Raw genomic sequence first — 19,366 nt, forward strand, 5'->3', positions numbered from 1 at the left:
TAAAAAAGTTTCAAATCTCAAATTTCTGAAATCGTTTTCTCATTTCAGGTCTGGATTTTGAATTTTTTCCTATGTTTTCCTCTCACATTCGACTGTCTGATCGGGCGATGTTTGCGAAGCATCTTTCTATGATGTTGAAGAGCGGGATATCTCTTCCGGAAGCGCTTCGCGTGCTCGAAATGGAGACGAAGCTCCCGATATTTCAGCGAGTGCTCCAATCAGTATGTACTGATGTTGAGCGTGGCAAGAAACTTGCGGAAGCGCTTCGGATTCATCAGAAGGATTTCGACCCGTTTTTCGTGAGTGTTGTTGAAGTGAGTGAAGAGTCGGGCACACTCTCGGAAAATCTGGAATTTCTTGCGAAACAACTTTCAAAAGAAGATGCCTTGCACAAAAAGATTCAGGGTATATTACTCTATCCGGCGCTTATCCTTGTGGTTGCGGCAATTATGGGGAGTTTCATTAGTATATTCATCTTGCCGAAGCTCATCGATCTCTTTGATTCGCTCGACGTGACACTTCCGTGGTCAACGCGTGCGCTCTTGTGGTTTGCGGCACTCATGAAGGCGCATGGATTTCTCATTATCACATCATGTATTGGTTTTTTTGCTATGCTTCGTTTCGCAGTGCATACCCGACTGGTCGAGGCAAGGTGGCATATGTTTCTTCTTTCACTTCCAATAATCGGAACATTCCTCTCGGCAGTTTCCCTCGGGCGACTCTTCCGCGGACTTGGCATTATGATGCGAAGCGGGCTTCCGCTTGTGCATGCTCTTGGCGTTGAGGAACAGAGTCTTACAAACCGCGTCTTTCAGCGCTATACTCGGGAACTCAAAGAAGGCGTCTCAACCGGTACAGAACTTTCTGTCCTCCTTGAGCGTTCAGGATTCCGGCATGTGCCGCCGCTCGCAACCAAGATGGTCGCGGTTGGTGAGAGAACGGGGAAGCTCGATGAAAGTTTCTTCTTCTTGAGCCGATTTTTTGATGAAGAGGTGGACACCGTTGCGAAACGATTTTCGACACTCCTCGAGCCAACGCTTCTTTTTGCGATTGCTGGCATCGTGCTTTTCATCGCACTGTCTATTATCACCCCGATTTATTCGCTGACAGGGTCGCTACAGAGATAAGCAGAGGTATAGAGTTTGTAATTCCCATTTTTTATTCCTGCTCTTCCATGATTTCTCGAGGATTTACTGTTATTGAGCTTCTTCTTGTTGTGGCAATTTTCTTTGTGATCGCTGGATTTGCACCGGCTTTCTATAGTCGATTTTTGTCGCAGGATGCTGTTGCCGAGACGGCCGATCGTCTTGCTGGCTCACTTCGAAATGCGCAGGGATATTCACTTGCAGGGAAGGGGAGTCTTCCGTGGGGGGTGGCTCTTAGTAATAGTTCCCTCGTGCTTTTTCAAGGTGCTTCATTTGCGACTCGGAATATATCGCTCGATCGGCGAGTTGCTATACCTTCGTCTGTTTCGGTAAGTGGCTTGAGTGAGACTGTCTTTGCTCGCGTTTCGGGAATACCGACAGCTCCTCTCACGGTTTCCCTCACTGCCTCGGGTGGCGCTTCACAAACGCTTGTCATGAATGCGCTTGGCGTTGTGAATCGGGAGTGAGAGTCGTTTTTGCCAACGACTCTCACAAAGAAAATGCCCACCATACGCGTGGTTATTTTTTTGTAAAATCATTTTTTCTATCCCTACACCCCTCCCCCTTGCACCTGCCAGTTGAAACTCGCACACGCCGTATCCCGACACCCGCACTTACACCCGCCACCCTGCACAGAGCCCGTCATCCCCACAAGGTAGGCAGGGTCTGTGGCGCTTGCGGTACGAGTATCAATATCTACAGTATACCACTTCTCTCTCATTTTTTTCACCGGTTGTTTTACGAGTCACTTCTCATATTTTCGTTCAAGAATTCGGGACCATTGGATGCGAATTCGAGCATGGTATAATGCCCTCATGCATCGGAAAACGAAACGCGCGTATTTGTTTCAATGGATTATCATTTCCCTCTTCCTCCTCGCGGGGACAGGAGGATATTTTTGGTATCAGTCGAAGGCGGGCGTGACGGTCAGTTCGCCAGGGACCAGTGACAATGCTCTCACGAGCGGGCTCGTGGCACACTGGACTTTCGATCAGAATCATATCGTGTGGAGCGATACGACGACGGAAATTAAGGACTCGACTGCCGGCGCACAACATGGCAATGCCGTTGGCTCTCTATCAGAGGCAAGTGTCGTCCCTGGCAAGCAGGGGCAGGCGCTCAAGTTTAATGGGACGAGCGATCAGATAGAGACTCCCTACAACACGACACTCACTTCCTACTCTTTTGCCTTTTGGTTCAAGACGGGGGACGTGCATGTGGATGATTATGATACGATTATCGCAAAGTTTTATTATGACCGTTGCGAAATACGAGGGTACGCCAATGAACTCCTCGCTTGTACAATTGATAATTCAAGTAATCTTGTGTACTCCCGCTCCTCCGTTATTGATGATACATGGCATCACGGAGTCTTCACAGTAACAAATGGCAGTCAGAAGCTCTATGTAGATGGTATACTCAATGATTCACGGACTGATGCATTCACCTCAGCTCCTGATACAATATCCATTGGCGTTGACTATGACTTGTCGAGTGCATCTCGCTTCCCTGGCTCCATCGACGATGTCCGTGTCTACAACCGCGTCCTCTCCGCTTCCGAAGTCTACCAGCTCTACACGGCTGGCACCGCAACAGTAAATGCTCCTGTCGAAGACCCCCTCTCCCAATCCCTCCGCGGCTACTGGAAACTCGATGACGGCTCCGGCACCAATGCGACCGACAGTAGTGGAAATGCAAACACCCTCGCCATGACTGGCTCTCCCGGTTGGGTGACCGGAAACATCGGTCCCTCTGCCCTCGACTTCTCCGGAAGCGGACAATACCTCTCCGTCGCCGATCCCGCAAGCGGTGTCCTCGACTTTGCCAATGGAGCCGACTTCTCCCTCACAGGCTGGTTCAATCGAGACACTTTCACCGCCGACCACACCATCGTCGCCAAGAAAACCGACCAAGCTACCAATGCCGGCTATGTCGTCTGGATAGATGCCTCTACCGATACGGTCAACTTCGAAATTTCTGATGGTACCTATACCTACGAAGCAGACTCTACCACAACATTCACATCAACCGGTTGGCATCACTTCACTGCCGTCTGGGATGATAGTCGTGGTGCCTCTGTCTATATCGACGGAGGACTCAATGGAAGCACAGAAACCTCTACCAGTAGTATAGGAGACCTCTCGAATGCCAATGCCTTCCGTATCGGAGCCGAATCCGACGCCGGAGTTCCTTTTGATGGCAAGCTCGATGATATCCGCGTCTATGGCTACGCTCTCTCTGCTGACGAAGTAAAGAAGCTCTACAATACCACGAGCCCCGCCCAACCCGTCGACACCTCCTTGGTTGGGCACTGGACGTTTGATGGTCCGGATATTCAGGGGAGTACCGCAATAGACAGGAGTAGCTTCGGGAACAATGGGACGATAACGGGAGCGGTACCGGTGAAGGGGAAATTGGGCCAGGGGATGAGTTTTGATGGGGATGGGGATTATGTGTATGCCGGGTCGGGGTCGTCGCTTGCCAATTTGAGCGCTCTCACGATTTCATTTTGGATGAATTTGGATTCGTTTGGCCAGAATAGCCAGGGAAATGTTATCAACAAAGGTTCCGATTGTTGCACGCCTTTGGAAGGATTTCTCGTGAGAGTGGACGGAATATATAATTTTGTCGTATTTGGTGTTGATTATGATGGAGCGACAGATCTTGCAATGCAGTCCCTTGATAATTCTCTGACGAGTTCAGATTTCGGTATCTGGAATCATATCGCGGTGACATGGACCGGATCATCCGCAGCGACGAGCGTCGTCATATACAAGAACGGACAAAATGTCACTCAGTCATCCGGCGACAATGGCATCGGAAGTCGGAGAGACGATTCCGGATCGGGTTTCCATATTGGAGTTGATGCAGGATGGCCCATTGCGCGTGCTTTTGATGGGAAACTCGACGATGTCCGCCTCTACAATCGTGTCCTCTCGGCAACGGAAGTAATGAATCTCTATACTCTCGGGCGGTAGGGCGATAGATGGAACGAGAAGCATAGATACCTCATTCAATCCATTCAAGCGTTCATTTGTAAAAAATAATTTTCTAGCCGTCATCCTATGCTACCCCTCAAAATATCGGTCAAGAAGAGAATGCTCCGATCAGTCTTCTTTTCGGTCACTGCCCTTTTTTTGTTCATCGGTATTTCTTCAAGCGCCGAAGCGGCAAACAAATATGTGCGCCAGGGTGCTTCTGGGAACGGGAGCGATTGGACGAACGCGTATGCGACATTGCCGAGCCGATCTGACCCGCGGCGATACCTACTATATCGCGGATGGGAGTTACGGCAGCTACACCTTCGACGACAACGCCAGCGGCACAACGCCGATCACGATTAAGAAATGCACTGCGAGCGATCATGGGACGGAGACTGGGTACGGCGCGGGGTATTGCGATGGGCAGGCGGTATTTGGTGGTCTGACTTTTAAGCGCCCCTACTATGTGTTTGATGGTGCAAAACGAAATGAAGACAATTGGCAAGAGACGCTAGCCTATGGCTTTAAGACGTCCGAAATTTACGCAAACACAGGTGATGGCGCAAATGCTCCGAACATAATAATACGCTATGTGGATATCGGCGGTCCGAACGGAGAAATATGTACCGGGAGTACGCCAGGAAGTGGTATATATGCCGTGTATGGAAGCATGCACAACTGGACCATTTCCCGAAGCCATATACATAACGTGGAAATCAGTATTCGGACTGTTAATGTAAATAATTGGACTATTGAACATACCCATCTTGGTCCGAGTTGGGCAAAAGAAAGCATTTCAAACAATGAAGCGAGCGGGTGGATTCTTCGACACAATAAATTCATCGACAATCTCATCTATCCTCCAACCGCTTGCCAACACGGTGGCGACGGCGCGACGGCAGATATGTGGACTCGTGTAACCAACGGATCGAATGATAATTGGTCAGTCTATGGAAATGTTTTCGGAGATAGTGGCACGTACAACAACATCATGCGCACCAATGCGGTCGTATTGGGAAGTTATTGGAGCGGTCCGTCGGACGGTGTTAGTGGGTGGAAAGTGTACAACAATGTGTTTTACAACATTCAAGGAGGACAAAATCTCGTCAAACTGGGGAACGGAAGCGGCAATGTCGTCGCGAATAATCTATGGTATAAATCGCGGGAAGCCGGTCAAAATATCGGTATCGTTACCAATGGAACAGCTTATACCTCATGGTGCAATTCTACACCCTATTCCCTCTGCCCCTCTTCGCCCGGGACGTGGCTGCAAGGAAGCGACAATCCTTTCGTCAATGTAACTGGTTTTAATTTTAATCTTAAATCTTCGATTTCTGGCGCATCTCCCATTAATGCTGGAACGGCGCTTGGCGAAGGCTTTGACTCAATTGACGGAAACGGAAATACCCGCGGTGCCGACGGCACCTGGGACATCGGCGCCTACGAGTACACCTCCGGCTCTAGTACCCCCGACACCACTTCCCCCACTTCTCCCACCGGCCTCGCCGCAAACGCCACGAGCCAATCGAGCATCACCGTCTCCTGGACCGCCTCGACCGATCCGATAGTCGCGGGACAGACCACCTCAGGTATTTCCAATTACATCGTCGAGCGCTGCCAAGGCTCCGGTTGTTCCACCTTCACCCAAGTCGGCACTCCGACCACCTCTCCCTTCGTCGACTCCGGCCTCACGCCAAACACCTTTTACAACTATCACGTCCGCGCGACCGATGCCGCCGGGAATCTCTCCGGCTGGTCCAATGTGGTCGGTGCCACCACGCAGTCGGGCGGAGTCAATTATTATATCCGTGACGGAGGCACATCCTCAACCTGTACCGACTGGACGAATGCCTGTGATTCGCTTCCGTCGACTCTGGTGCGCGGGGCAACCTACTATATCGCGGATGGGAGTTACGGCAGCTACACCTTCGACGACGACGCGAGCGGTACGACACCGATTACAATCAAGAAATGCATTGCGAGCGATCACGGGACGGGGACGGGATACAGTGCGGACTATTGCGACGGGCAGGCGGTATTTGGCGGTCTGTATTTCACTCGTCCTTATTATGTCATCGACGGCGCCACGCGAAATGAAAGTAACTGGAAGGACGCCGGGGCTTATGGCATTAGAGCGACTGAAGTTCGGGCGTCTCGGCTCGATGGAGGACATTCCCCATCAGGTGAATGCTCGGCGGATAATCTGTCGTTCAGCTATTTGCACGTCGGCAATACGGGGACTACTTATGCCACATACACCGGGTCGAGATCTTTTTATCTAGGCGGGTTTGGGGGCGGTGCGCTAGCCTGCCAAAATTGGTCGATCTCTCGGGTACTTATTCAGAACACGCTGGAGTTGCAGTGCGCTGGCGGCGAAGGGCTTCTTGTTGAGAAAAGCTATTTTTACAAAGGTTGGTCCAAGGAAGCAATAAGGGGGCAAGTGCATTGCAAGGATGCGATTGTTCGATGGAATATTTTTGAGGATTCATGTCACAATCCGCAAGAGGGCTATGCTTGTACTGGTGAAATTGCTGCTTGGGATGGAAATGCCAACTCAATGGATGCGTGGCAAATCTATGGTAATGTCTTCTACAAGACAGGGCAAGACACTTATCTCAATACAGACGCTGTTGTGATGATTGGAGATACGGTTGGTCCTGGGCCGATTACTAATAATTCCGTTGCATACGACAATACTATTGCAGGAATTAAGGTTGGTTATAATTCGAGCATCCACTTAAACGGTGGCACAGGCAATGTCTGTCGCAATAATCTCTGGTATGATACCAAGACCAGTGGTTGTTCCGCGAATACTTCTAGCAATAATATCCTAGCTACTAGCAATCCGTTTGTTAATTATCCGGGTGGCGATTTGCGATTGTCCGGTACCACGGCGGCGGGTTATTCTCTGGGTTCACCCTACAACGCGGATTTATTGGGCAGCACCCGCGGTGCCGACGGCACCTGGGACATCGGCGCCTACGAGTACACCTCCGGCTCTAGTACCCCCGACACCACGTCTCCCACTTCTCCCACCAACCTCGCCGCTACTGCTCCTTCATCCTCCAGCATCACCGTCTCCTGGACCGCCTCGACCGATCCGACAGTCGCAGGACAAACCACGTCAGGTATTTCCAATTACGTCGTCGAACGCTGCCAAGGAACAGGCTGTTCCACCTTCACCCAAGTCGGCACTCCGACCACCTCTCCCTTCGTCGACTCCGGCCTCACGCCAAACACCTTTTACAACTATCACGTCCGCGCGACCGATGCCGCCGGGAATCTCTCCGGCTGGTCCAATGTGGTCGGTGCGACGACCCAAGCTCCTGATACGCAAGCGCCCACAGCTCCGAGCAATCTCCAAACCTCCGTCGTCTCATCCTCCAGCATCAACCTCGCCTGGACGGCAAGCACAGACAATGTCGCCGTCACCAATTACACCGTCGAACGCTGCTCCGGAACTTCCTGCACCACCTTCACCCAAATCGCCACTCCAACGACCAACTCCTACTCCGACGCCGGTCTTACGGGAACGACGACCTACCGCTACCGAGTCCTCGCAACCGATGCCGCCAACAACACTTCCCCCTACTCGAATATTTCTTCCGCCACGACCCCCGAGACACCTCCCGTCTCCCAGTATCTCCAGGCGGGCTACAACTTTGCCGAAGGCACCGGCACCACCACCCAAGACATCTCCGGTCACAACCACACCGGTACTCTCTCCAATACCACCTGGTCGACGAGCGGCAAATACGGAAACGCTCTCGACTTTAACGGAACGAGCAGCTCTGTCGGTATTGGAAACTGGAACATTCCCGGAAGCGCCATCACCCTAAGCGCCTGGGTACGGGCGGACGACTGGAAGACGGACGATGTCCGCATCCTCTCCAAAGCAACCGACAGTACCGAACAGGGTCATACCTGGATGCTCTCCGATTCCAATAGTCTCCTCCGCTTCCGCCTCAAAACCGGTGGCACAACCACAACCCTCGTTGCAACGAGCGGCACTCTCCAAACAAATGTCTGGACTCATGTCGCCGCGGTCTATGACGGAAGCACGATGACACTCTACAAAGACGGACTCGAAGTCGGAAGCCAAGCCAAAACCGGCACCATCGATCAAAACACCGCCAACATTTCAATCGGAGCAAATCCCGAAGGCTCCAACTCCTTTGACGGTACGATAGACGATGTCCGCATCTACAACAAGGCGCTCACGCAATCAGAAATCCAAACCGATATGAATACGGCGCTTACTTCGGGAGGAGGCGGTACGGTCGCCTGCAACACCGTGACGACCGCGAACTTCTCCGATGCCGCTTACAACAGTTACGGCGCGCCTTTCGATGCGTTTCAAACGAGTACGAATCTGATGAATGCACTGTGCACCAGCGCCGACACGCATACCATCACGCTCACGACCGGAGTAACGGGAGACACCGCGAGAATCGTCTACACCAAAGGCTACTGGTACGATGCAATAGGAAGCGCCTGGCGACAATACACCGGCACCTGCACGGGAGCGCTCAATGGCGAGTGGTGCCAAGGCTCCGTCTCCGCGACGATCACGGATGCCAATGTCTCCACTTCCGGGACGGGCTCACCCACCTACCTGGTCGGGATGACCTGCAGTGTGCAGGGAGGGAGTTGGAAGTGCGGGTGTCGGGATACGGCGTGTGCGAGTTTCAACTGGCAGGTGCAAGGGGGAGGGATGTAGGTGGATGGAGAATGTGGAAATTCAGAAGTGTGATACAATGGGGGCATATATTTTTGTGATGCGTGTATGCCGCAGCCACATGGTCTTGGAAGAGGGTTGTCTTCGTTGATTCCTCAGAACCAGAAAAAGCAAGATGCGACTCCTCCGGAGAATGCTCAATCTTTTTCATCCTCAGCTTCTACTCAGAAGACGAGTCCTTTTGGCGTGAAAATGGCACCTCTTCAGAAAATGCCCACAGCGCCTCCTGTTTCCATAAAGAAAGAAGGTGAGTCCGACTCATCCGTTCAATCAAGATCTTCAGATGCGCCTCGTGAACCTCGGGAGATTTCTTCGCCAGTGTTTGATATTCCCGTGAAGACTATGCAGGAGACAGCGCCACCACTCACGAAAGATTCTGTTGCAGTGACTGCTCCAGCAGTGTCTACAGGGGAAGGTGCGGCGCTTTCGGTACCGATAGGGAATGTGGTACCAAATCCGCATCAGCCACGCATCCAATTTAGCGAAGAAAAGCTCATGGAGCTCGCGCAGTCAATCAAGGAGCATGGTATCCTTCAACCACTCATTGTGACGCGTGTCGGGAGTAATTTTGAGCTTATTGCGGGGGAGCGTCGACTGCAGGCAGCGAAAATCGTCGGACTTACGGAAGTGCCTGTCATGATACGTGAAGCGGAAGATCAGGAAAAATTCGAGCTTGCTATTATCGAGAATATTCAGCGGCATGATCTCAATCCCATTGAGGAATCTCGCGCGTATGAACGACTTTCGAAGGAATTTCAGCTCTCTCAGGAAGCGATAGCGAAGAAGATGGGGCGAAGTCGGAGCGCTATAGCCAATACGATGCGACTCTTGCAATTGCCCATTGATATACAACGTGCGGTTGCCGATGAAACAATTTCCGAAGGACACGCTAAGGCGCTTCTCTCTATCGATAATCCTGAGAAGCAGCGAGCGCTTTTCGATTTGATTGTCCAACAGGGTCTCACGGTGCGCGAGGCGGAAATGAAGTCGCGAAACGTCTCGACTCGACCGCCAAGAAAATCCGCATCGAAAGACCCGGAAATCGAAGCTCGCGAGAGTGCTTTGTCAGAAATATTTGGCACAAAAGTGCGTATCGCAAAAACCAATGCCGGAGGCATGATTCGCATCGATTATTTTTCCGATGAGGAATTCAGAAATATCTTCTCGAAACTCGCCAGCAAAGGCGAAGAAAATATACAAAGATAAGTGATTCTTTAATTCACCTTGCGAGAAATGAGGTGTCACTTTCGTCGTGTCCCAAACGAAACAATCCCGCCAAGTCGAGAAGCGAGGTAGATTTTGGTTTATACAGATGTGCAGCGCTTCCGGAAAGTTGAGATTCTTTGACTCCGCTCGGAATGACATAGATTTTGTCCTGCGCGCAGCAAGTTTCTTAACAAGCGCTAGAGATATTCCTCGCCCTTTTCTTGTTTTATTTTTTCCAAGAGTGCTTTGATATCGGAAACTTTATCCTTGCTTGCAACGAGGATGCAGTCATTGGTTTCGACGACGACGATGTTTTCCAGACCGATAGTGGCGATGAGTTTTTTGTCGGAAAGGATGAGGCATTTCTTGCTTCCGACATCGACATGATTGCCGCGCGCGATGATAGAAACCTCGTGTTGTTTCTCGAGGAGGTCGAATATCGCTGACCAATTGCCAACATCGCTCCACTCGAGTGGCGCGGGGATGACGGCGCGTTCTTCTGGGGGGAGTTTCTCGATAATGGCGGGTTCTATCGGGTCATTCGGGAGGCTTTCGAAGAGCGCTTGTCGTGCCTTCGGATTTTCTCGTTCTTTTTCCATATGTTCGAGGGTTTCGAACAGTGTGGGCGTAAGGGATTTCACTCGATTGAGGAGCGTTTGCACAGAAAAGATAAAGTAGCCGGCATTCCAGAGATACTCCCAATTCTTGAGATATTCTTCGGCGGTTTCTCTATCGGGTTTTTCTTTGAAAGCTTCAATCGAGAAAACACGATGATCTCGAATCGTGCCGAGATCATCACCCATTTTTATATACCCAAAACCGGTGTCGGGAGTGGTCGGATTAATACCGAGTGTCACTATTTTGTCTGGAAATGTTGACGCTGTTTCGAAGGCAGAAAGGAGTGCCGATGAAAACGCTTCGCTATTGGCGATTACGTGGTCGGAAGCAATGGTCGCGAGGATAGCTTCTGGGTCGCGATGGAATATTTCTTGTGCCGCGAGAGCGATGGCGGCGGCAGTGCCGCGAGGGGCTGGCTCGATGATGAGGTGGTCAGAATCAATATCCGGGAGGAGACTGAGAATTTTATTACGGTAGCGGTCACTTGTTCCCACAAAGATATTCTGCACGTTTGGAATGGTGTGGCGCACTCGTTCCCACGTGTCTTCGAGGAGCGTTGATCCGCTTTCGGAAACAAAGTTGTGGAACTGCTTCGGCAGAGACTTCCTCGAAAGTGGCCAGAGGCGGGTGCCACTTCCGCCAGCCATGATGACGGCGTAGAAATGCTTTGAATTCTTGACAAGATATTCTTCGGACATAGGGGTTTAAAAATTACCAAGTAATGTCGCAATCTGAATGTTAGAAAATAATGACAAACTGGAAGTTTGAGATCCTTACCTTGCGTGGAATGAATTTTTTCTCAGTACAAGTTAAAACCTCTAACACAGCATATTCGCAAAGATAGGCATTTAGGTTTCATGAGCTTTCAGAGGGTGAACTCGTTCGTAGATGGGCTATCTTTAGCGAATGGTACCTGGATTCTTCCTGCTAGATGGATGGGAATGACGGAAAAAATCTTTTCATTTCGTGCAAGGAAGCTAAATTTTCAAAGGATCTTTTAGGTGGGGAGCCGTTCGAACTTCTTCCAAGTACTCGCACCATAGCGCGTTTTCTGTTTTTTGCAAGGGTTTTGCTATAATGCAAACATGATTGAGAAGTTGAAGGCGCCGTGGCGCCGGAAAGACGAGCGGTGGAATGATAATCGGGATATTCCCTCGAAATCAAAGGGAATATTTCATCGTGTCGCAATCGGCATGGCAAAGCTTTTCGCTGTTGCGGTGCTCGTGGGTTCTGTGGGCGTCTGGTTAAATGCATGGTTTGTGAATCGGTCGGAAGAGGCAAAGCTCGCGGCACTCGAACGTGAAAAAGCGCAGGAACAATCGACGAGTGCGGCACAAAGTGCGGAAACGAAATCATCTCCACCAGCCGAAGTGCTTGGTGAGAATGATTTGGGTGGTGTCGGCGTTCTCTCAAGTGAAAACTATCGCGTCGGGCAAATCGTCTTGGGCGGCGATGTCGGACTGCTCTCGCAGGGTGATGAGTTGACCGAGCTTGCTGTCGATGATATTCGAGGTGAGACACTGGGGAGTAAGAATCAAAACGAGGGGCGAGCGCTCATTACGTGGAGAACGAGCAAAGCGGCAAAATCGACACTGAAATATAGCAAAACTGCAGGAGGGAGCGAAAAGTCTCTTGACGAAGATGGATTTGGAATGTCACATAGTGCCGTTCTTTCGAATCTCGATCTTTCCTCGACGTATCTCTACACCGTGACGGTTCGTGATCGTTATGGCAACGAAATTACGAGTGATCCGCATGCGGTGTATACAGGGACGCGAGTGGTGTCACTCTTTGAGCTTATCACCAATGCTTTGCAAGAGGTCTTCGGTTGGGCAGTGAAGAAATAACGGCTTGAACGAAGGGTGGATCTCAAATGAAAAATGACGAATCTTGTGAGAGTGCTTGCAGGAGAGTGAGTTTCAAATGCCGAGATATTTGAGGATTGAGAAGGTGTCTTGAATTTTTATGTGAAATTTGGAAGTGCAGCTTTGTATTTTGTTGAATAATCGGGCATATTGATGTACTTGACAGAGTTCGAAAGAGCTTTGTTTTTTTGTGGATTTTGTAGTACTATTATGACTAGACACATGGGTGTATTTTCTTAATTTCGATGCTCTCGACTGAAGTGACGAGGAGGATACGCTTTCATCCTCTCGGATTACTTCGATCCCGAATGCATTTCTTCAATCAAAACAAAAAAGTGAGTCTGCTCACAATGCTTCGCAATGTGATACAGACAGAAAAGCATTTCATCGCACTTCTTTCGGTAGGTATACTGGCAGGGGTTTGTATCTGGGGAGTAGCTTCTCCGGCTGTTTTTGCGCAGGCGATTCCGGGAACAACGCCAACACTTGGGAATGAAAAGCAAGTGAGTGCTTCGGCAATATTGCTTGACGGCAAAGGGTCGCCAGTGCCGAATGGCGAATATGAAGTCCGGTTTAGCATTTATCGCGCCGATCGTGCGACGAGCGATCCCTACCCGTCGGACACGGATGCTACGCTTCGCGTGTGGGAGGAAACACAGCAAGTGACCGTGAAGAACGGCATCATGAATGCCTACCTCGGTGTGACGACGCCATTTCCGGGGACGCTCACCTTTGAGGGTGGGGAGTATTTCCTCGGGGTCCGCGTTGGGACGGATTCGGAAATGGTGCCACGGAAAAAGTTTGGCACATTTACGAATGCGATTAATTCACAATTTTTGCGAGGGAAAACGATTGGCACGAATGCCGGTGATATCGTGACCTATGGCACGAGCGGGAAGATAGATATAAAGCAGCTCCCGACTGGGACGAGCGGAAGTAAATTACTCCTCGCAAACAACAAAGATTTTACGGGCGTACTAAACGATGTATCCGGGCTTCTTGGGGATGTCTCCGGACTTCTCGGCGATGTCTCAAATCTTCAGGGTGACAGTCACGCGCAAAACACGGATACCGGTACGGATTCACTCACGTTTAATATTGGGTCTGGAACAGCTGTAGGGTCGAACAATTTCGACCTGACGGTCTCGAACGCGACCAATGCGCCCACACTTCGCTATAGCGGGTCGGCAGGGGAATGGCAGTTCTCGGATGATGGTACGACCTTTGCATCGCTCGGAGCAGGATCGGGCAGTGGCATAACCGGAACAGGAACGAATGGCTTTGTTTCCTACTGGACGGGAGCAAGTACGCTTGGGTCGGAAGCATACCTAGCGACATCTCGTGGTGGGACCGGACTCGACACCTCGAGCTCGACGGGTATTCCGGTGATTGCTTCTGGTACGTGGAGCGTTGCCTCTTCGCTTGGCGTTTCACAGGGAGGTACCGGACTCACGTCTACCCCTTTGAATGGACAGCTCCTCATCGGAAATGGAAGTGATTTCTCTTTGGCAACATTGTCCGTTGGGAATGGTCTCTCGGTGACGAATGGATCGGGGTCGGTGTCACTTGCGCTCGATGTGACGACGACGGGCACGACATCGACGACACAGTCGAATTCCGGACTCGAGCTCGTTGCATCTGGACTCCGGTTGCTTGGTGGTTGTTCGGATGGGGAAATACTCAAGTGGGATAGTGGGAGTTCAGTATGGACATGCTCCAGCGATCTCGGTGCTACAACATCAATTATCAACGTGAATGAAGGAGCAACAGCGTATACAGGTATTGATACGCTCACATTTGATGCCAATGACTTCAGTATCACTCAGCTCGGGAGTGAAGCAACGGTGGCAATCGATTATGCGAATTCCGGAATCGCTCGCCTTGGTCAGGATGAGACCGTGACCGGCGCCTGGACATTTAGCGGTAACGCAACTTTTGGTACGATTGCAGGTGGTGTCTGGAATGGCACCGCGATTGGCGCCACCTATGGCGGTACCGGTATCAATACGAGTGGCTCGACCGGCGTGCCCTATATCACAGGTGGTACGTGGAGTGTCGATACAACGGCACTGGCGGTCTCGCATGGCGGTACGGGTGCGACGAGTTTGAATAATCTCATCACTCTTGGGACGCATACTACGGGCAACTACGTCGCTGCCATCACTGCCGGAGATGGTATCTCTGGATCTGCCGGAAGCGAAGGCGCTACTCCAACCCTCTCCGTCAACCTCCTCACCTCTGCCGATGGCACCGGAAGCACTTCCTCCAACTCCGGCCTCGAATTCCAAGGCACGAGCTCCAATGAACTCTCCCTCATCCAAGGCTGTGCTGACAATGAAGTCCTCTCTTGGAATGATGGAACGAGTGTCTGGCAGTGCGCCTCTGTCTCTGGTGTTGGCGGCGTGACGGGAAGTGCAACGAGTGGGCAAGTCGCCTATTGGTCTGGCACCTCTACCATTTCCGGAGAAAACCAACTCGCGGTCTCAAGAGGAGGAACAAATATCGGTTCGTATGCCATTGGTGATATTCTCTACGCAAGCGGTGCTACCACACTTGCCAAACTTGCTGACATTGCTACGGGAAATGTCCTCCTTTCCGGTGGGGTAGGCGTGGCACCGAGCTGGGGGAAGGTGGCGCTTGGGACGCATACCACGGGAAACTATGTCGCCAATGCGAGCACCTCGACACTCACGGGTCTCACGGGCGGATCAGGCGGATCAGCGGGCGCATCACTCTCTCTCGCACTCGACTATTCTACGGCGCTTGCGGGTGACCCGGCGCTTTCGGCGAACAATGCTATTTTCGGAACAAATGGACTTATCTTCGAAGGAGCGACAGCAGATACTTTCGAGACATTCATCACTCTTGCTGATCCAAGTGCTGATCGAACATTTACCTTCCCGGATCTTTCGGGGACGATAGCGACGATCAATGGGGCACAGACATTTACCAATGCCATTTGGAATGCGACAGCTATTGGCGCAACTTATGGTGGGACAGGTATCAATACTGCGAGCTCAACAGGCGTACCATATATTTCCTCCGGCACGTGGAGTGTCGACGCAACTTCGCTTGCGGTGGCACATGGAGGAACGGGTGTTGCAACTTTCGGCGGGACCAACACGCTCCTCTATACAACTTCTGCCAATACACTCGCGTCTCTGGCAACAGCGAATAGCTCCATACTTGTCACCAATGGTTCGGGTGTCCCTTCACTCGCAACAGATATCCCGACCGCCGTCACTATCGGTGGCGCCTATGTCTATCGAGTGGGCGGGACAGATGTATCACTTGCCGATGGCGGCACCGGCGCCTCTCTCTCTGACCCCAATGCCGACAACATCCTCTTCTGGGACGACTCTGCCGGAGCAAGCACTTGGCTCGCCCTCTCCTCCAACCTCTCCATCACTGCCACCACCCTCGACCTCGCCTCCTCCGTCAACATCAACACCCTCCAACTCGGCGCAAACGGCACCGACGGTTCTTTCATTCTTTACTCCGAACAGGGCGCGACCGACTACACCACGACTTTCCAGCCCGGCACCCAAACACAAAACATCACCTATACACTTCCAAACGATGATGGGACAAGTGGGCAGGTACTTCTCACCGATGGAAGTGGCACACTTTCTTGGTCGAGCGTCTCCGGTGCTGGCGGAGTGAGTGGAACTGGAACAAGCGGCTACGCAACATATTGGGATAGCACGAACTCTATTGCTGCCGAACAATATCTCTCCCTTACCCGAGGAGGCACCGGTACCACACTCTCCAATCCCGGAGCCGATCGCGTTCTCTTCTGGGATAACTCTGGTGGTGCACTGACCTGGCTCGCTCCTTCTTCCAACCTCTCCATCACTGCCACCACCCTCGACCTCGCCTCCTCCGTCAACATCAACACCCTCCAACTCGGCGCAAACGGTACCGACGGTTCTTTCATTCTTTACTCCGAACAGGGCGCGACCGACTACACTACGACTTTCCAGCCCGGCACCCAAACACAAGACATCACCTATACACTTCCGAATGATGATGGGACAAGTGGGCAGGTACTTCTCACCGATGGAAGTGGCACACTTTCTTGGTCGAGCGTCTCCGGTGCTGGCGGAGTGAGTGGAACTGGAACAAGCGGCTACGCAACATATTGGGATAGCACGAACTCTATTGCTGCCGAACAATATCTCTCCCTTACCCGAGGAGGCACCGGTACCACACTCTCCAATCCCGGAGCCGATCGCATTCTCTTCTGGGATAACTCTGGTGGTGCACTGACCTGGCTCGCTCCTTCTTCCAACCTCTCCATCACTGCCACCACCCTCGACCTCGCCTCCTCCGTCAACATCAACACCCTCCAACTCGGCGCAAACGGTACCGACGGCTCTTTCATTCTCTACTCCGAACAGGGCGCGACCGACTACACTACGACTTTCCAGCCCGGCACCCAAACACAAGACATCACCTATACACTTCCAAACGATGACGGGACAAGTGGGCAGGTCTTAATTACCGATGGATCAGGAGTACTTTCTTGGACTTCAGCCGGATCGGGAGGTATCGGAGATATCACCGCTATCGGAGATGTGACGAGCGGAGATGCTTTCACCTCAAGCGGCATCCAAGGAACCAGCTTGTATTTCTACGATGTTGATGGGAGGGGTCAACTGACCAGCGCTGATCTTTCCGCTGTTCGCACCTATACCTTGCCAGACGCAACGGGTACTATTATTACAACGGGCAATCTCACTGGCATCACAGCGACCGGCACTATAGCAAGCGGTACCTGGAACGGCACCGCAATTGGCGCCACCTATGGCGGTACCGGACTCAATACTTCTGCCTCCACTGGTGTCCCTACTATTAATAGTGGTACTTGGAGTGTGGCGAGTTCGCTTGGAGTGGCGCTTGGAGGGACTGGAACAACGGCACTCGCAAGTGGGGGCATTCTCTATGGGAATGGCACGAGTGCGATTGGTGTCTTGGGAGTGATGACAAATGGACAATTGCTCATTGGTGATGGCACCGGTGCGCCAACACTTGCGGCGCTTTCCGAAGGGAACGGTGTCACAGTGACAAACGGCGCCGGATCTATTAGCCTCTCCGTCAACCTCCTCACCTCTGCCGATGGCACCGGAAGCACTTCCTCCAACTCCGGCCTCGAATTCCAAGGCACGAGCTCCAATGAACTCTCCCTCATCCAAGGCTGTGCTGACAATGAAGTCCTCTCTTGGAATGATGGAACGAGTGTCTGGCAGTGCGCCTCTGTCTCTGGTGTTGGCGGCGTGACGGGAAGTGCAACGAGTGGGCAAGTCGCCTATTGGTCTGGCACCTCTACCATTTCCGGAGAAAACCAACTCGCGGTCTCAAGAGGAGGAACAAATATCGGTTCGTATGCCATTGGTGATATTCTCTACGCAAGCGGTGCTACCACACTTGCCAAACTTGCTGACATTGCTACGGGAAATGTCCTCCTTTCCGGTGGGGTAGGCGTGGCACCGAGCTGGGGGAAGGTGGCGCTTGGGACGAGTGTCTCTGGAACGCTGCCGGTTGCAAATGGAGGAACGGGAGCAACGAGTCTCAATGATCTTATCGCACTTACGACGAACACGACGGGGAATTATGTAGCGAGTATCAGTAATGGAAATGGCATTTCTGGAGGGGATGGTGGTGGGGAAGGCTCTTCTCTCACACTCGCGTTGAGCGCGCTTACGGGTGATTGGAATCAGACAGGTGCCTATGACATCGTACTCAACAATGCTTCATCGGAACTCAAGATTCTCGAATCAAGTGGCGCGACATTCTTCGGTATATTCGATGTTGGCGACCTGTCAAGTAATGACAAGACCTACACTTTTCCAAATGCGACCGGCACAGTAGCGCTTGGTACGGGAGCGGCGAATGCAGTTGCCTATTGGAGTGGAGCAAACACTCTGACATCGGAAGCGCAATTGTCCAATACGCGCGGTGGCACGGGGCAAGATAGTTCAGGATGGACTGGTGTGCCGTATGTGACCGCTGGTGCGTGGAATGTTTCGAGTACGCTCTCCCTGGCACTTGGCGGCACCGGTACCACACTCTCCAATCCCGGAGCCGATCGCGTTCTCTTCTGGGATAACTCTGGTGGTGCACTGACCTGGCTCGCTCCTTCTTCCAACCTCTCCATCACTGCCACCACCCTCGACCTCGCCTCCTCCGTCAACATCAACACCCTCCAACTCGGCGCAAACGGCACCGACGGTTCTTTCATTCTTTACTCCGAACAGGGCGCGACCGACTACACCACGACTTTCCAGCCCGGCACCCAAACACAAAACATCACCTATACACTTCCAAACGATGATGGGACAAGTGGGCAGGTACTTCTCACCGATGGAAGTGGCACACTTTCTTGGTCGAGCGTCTCCGGTGCTGGCGGAGTGAGTGGAACTGGAACAAGCGGCTACGCAACATATTGGGATAGCACGAACTCTATTGCTGCCGAACAATATCTCTCCCTTACCCGAGGAGGCACCGGTACCACACTCTCCAATCCCGGAGCCGATCGCGTTCTCTTCTGGGATAACTCTGGTGGTGCACTGACCTGGCTCGCTCCTTCTTCCAACCTCTCCATCACTGCCACCACCCCTCGACCTCGCCTCCTCCGTCAACATCAACACCCTCCAACTCGGCGCAAACGGCACCGACGGTTCTTTCATTCTTTACTCCGAACAGGGCGCGACCGACTACACCACGACTTTCCAGCCCGGCACCCAAACACAAGACATCACCTATACACTTCCGAATGATGATGGGACAAGTGGGCAGGTCTTAATTACCGAT

The 19,366-nt window shown here is 52.0% G+C and carries 10 protein-coding genes; 8 read left to right on the forward strand and 2 right to left on the reverse strand.

Going from position 1 to position 19,366, the window contains the following annotated elements; all coding sequences use genetic code 11:
* Positions 1-71: 71 nt before the first annotated feature.
* Both IPJ67_00240 and IPJ67_00245 read left to right on the forward strand, forming a co-directional pair.
* Entirely contained in the window at positions 72-1,127 is a 1,056-nt protein-coding gene (locus IPJ67_00240; protein ID QQR77573.1) for a type II secretion system F family protein, read from the forward strand.
* 47 nt (positions 1,128-1,174) lie between these two features.
* Positions 1,175-1,612 (forward strand): prepilin-type N-terminal cleavage/methylation domain-containing protein, encoded by a 438-nt coding sequence (locus IPJ67_00245; GenBank protein ID QQR77574.1) that lies wholly within the window; start codon positions 1,175-1,177, stop codon positions 1,610-1,612.
* An 83-nt stretch (positions 1,613-1,695) separates the two neighbouring features.
* Here the strand turns inward: IPJ67_00245 and IPJ67_00250 are convergent, their stop codons facing one another.
* Complete coding sequence (locus IPJ67_00250; GenBank protein ID QQR77575.1) at positions 1,696-1,866, reverse strand: hypothetical protein; 171 nt, start codon at positions 1,864-1,866, stop codon at positions 1,696-1,698.
* Between the two features lie 64 nt (positions 1,867-1,930).
* On the opposite strand from IPJ67_00250, the gene IPJ67_00255 reads away from it, so the two are divergent.
* The 4 genes from IPJ67_00255 to IPJ67_00270 all read left to right on the forward strand — a co-directional run bounded on the left by IPJ67_00255 (position 1,931) and on the right by IPJ67_00270 (position 10,070).
* The gene (locus IPJ67_00255; protein QQR77576.1) at positions 1,931-4,123 is read left to right on the forward strand and encodes a LamG domain-containing protein; all 2,193 of its coding nucleotides are present in this window, start codon (positions 1,931-1,933) and stop codon (positions 4,121-4,123) included.
* An 87-nt stretch (positions 4,124-4,210) separates the two neighbouring features.
* Positions 4,211-4,489 (forward strand): hypothetical protein, encoded by a 279-nt coding sequence (locus IPJ67_00260; protein QQR77577.1) that lies wholly within the window; start codon positions 4,211-4,213, stop codon positions 4,487-4,489.
* Positions 4,374-8,846, forward strand: coding sequence for a fibronectin type III domain-containing protein (locus IPJ67_00265; protein ID QQR77578.1), 4,473 nt, complete (start codon positions 4,374-4,376; stop codon positions 8,844-8,846). Before IPJ67_00260 ends, IPJ67_00265 begins: the two co-directional genes overlap by 116 nt.
* A gap of 66 nt (positions 8,847-8,912) precedes the next feature.
* The gene (locus tag IPJ67_00270; GenBank protein QQR77579.1) at positions 8,913-10,070 is read left to right on the forward strand and encodes a ParB/RepB/Spo0J family partition protein; all 1,158 of its coding nucleotides are present in this window, start codon (positions 8,913-8,915) and stop codon (positions 10,068-10,070) included.
* A gap of 197 nt (positions 10,071-10,267) precedes the next feature.
* Here the strand turns inward: IPJ67_00270 and IPJ67_00275 are convergent, their stop codons facing one another.
* Complete coding sequence (locus IPJ67_00275) at positions 10,268-11,386, reverse strand: mannose-1-phosphate guanylyltransferase (GenBank protein ID QQR77580.1); 1,119 nt, start codon at positions 11,384-11,386, stop codon at positions 10,268-10,270.
* Between the two features lie 387 nt (positions 11,387-11,773).
* On the opposite strand from IPJ67_00275, the gene IPJ67_00280 reads away from it, so the two are divergent.
* Together IPJ67_00280 and IPJ67_00285 are read left to right on the forward strand one after the other, a co-directional pair.
* Positions 11,774-12,535: a fibronectin type III domain-containing protein gene (locus IPJ67_00280; GenBank protein ID QQR77581.1), complete on the forward strand. Its 762-nt coding sequence runs from the start codon at positions 11,774-11,776 to the stop codon at positions 12,533-12,535.
* Between the two features lie 353 nt (positions 12,536-12,888).
* The gene (locus IPJ67_00285) at positions 12,889-19,332 is read left to right on the forward strand and encodes a hypothetical protein (protein ID QQR77582.1); all 6,444 of its coding nucleotides are present in this window, start codon (positions 12,889-12,891) and stop codon (positions 19,330-19,332) included.
* The last annotated feature ends 34 nt before the right edge of the window (positions 19,333-19,366 follow it).

The sequence above is a fragment of the Candidatus Moraniibacteriota bacterium genome (genome assembly GCA_016699385.1).
Lineage (GTDB): Bacteria > Patescibacteriota > Minisyncoccia > Moranbacterales > UBA1568.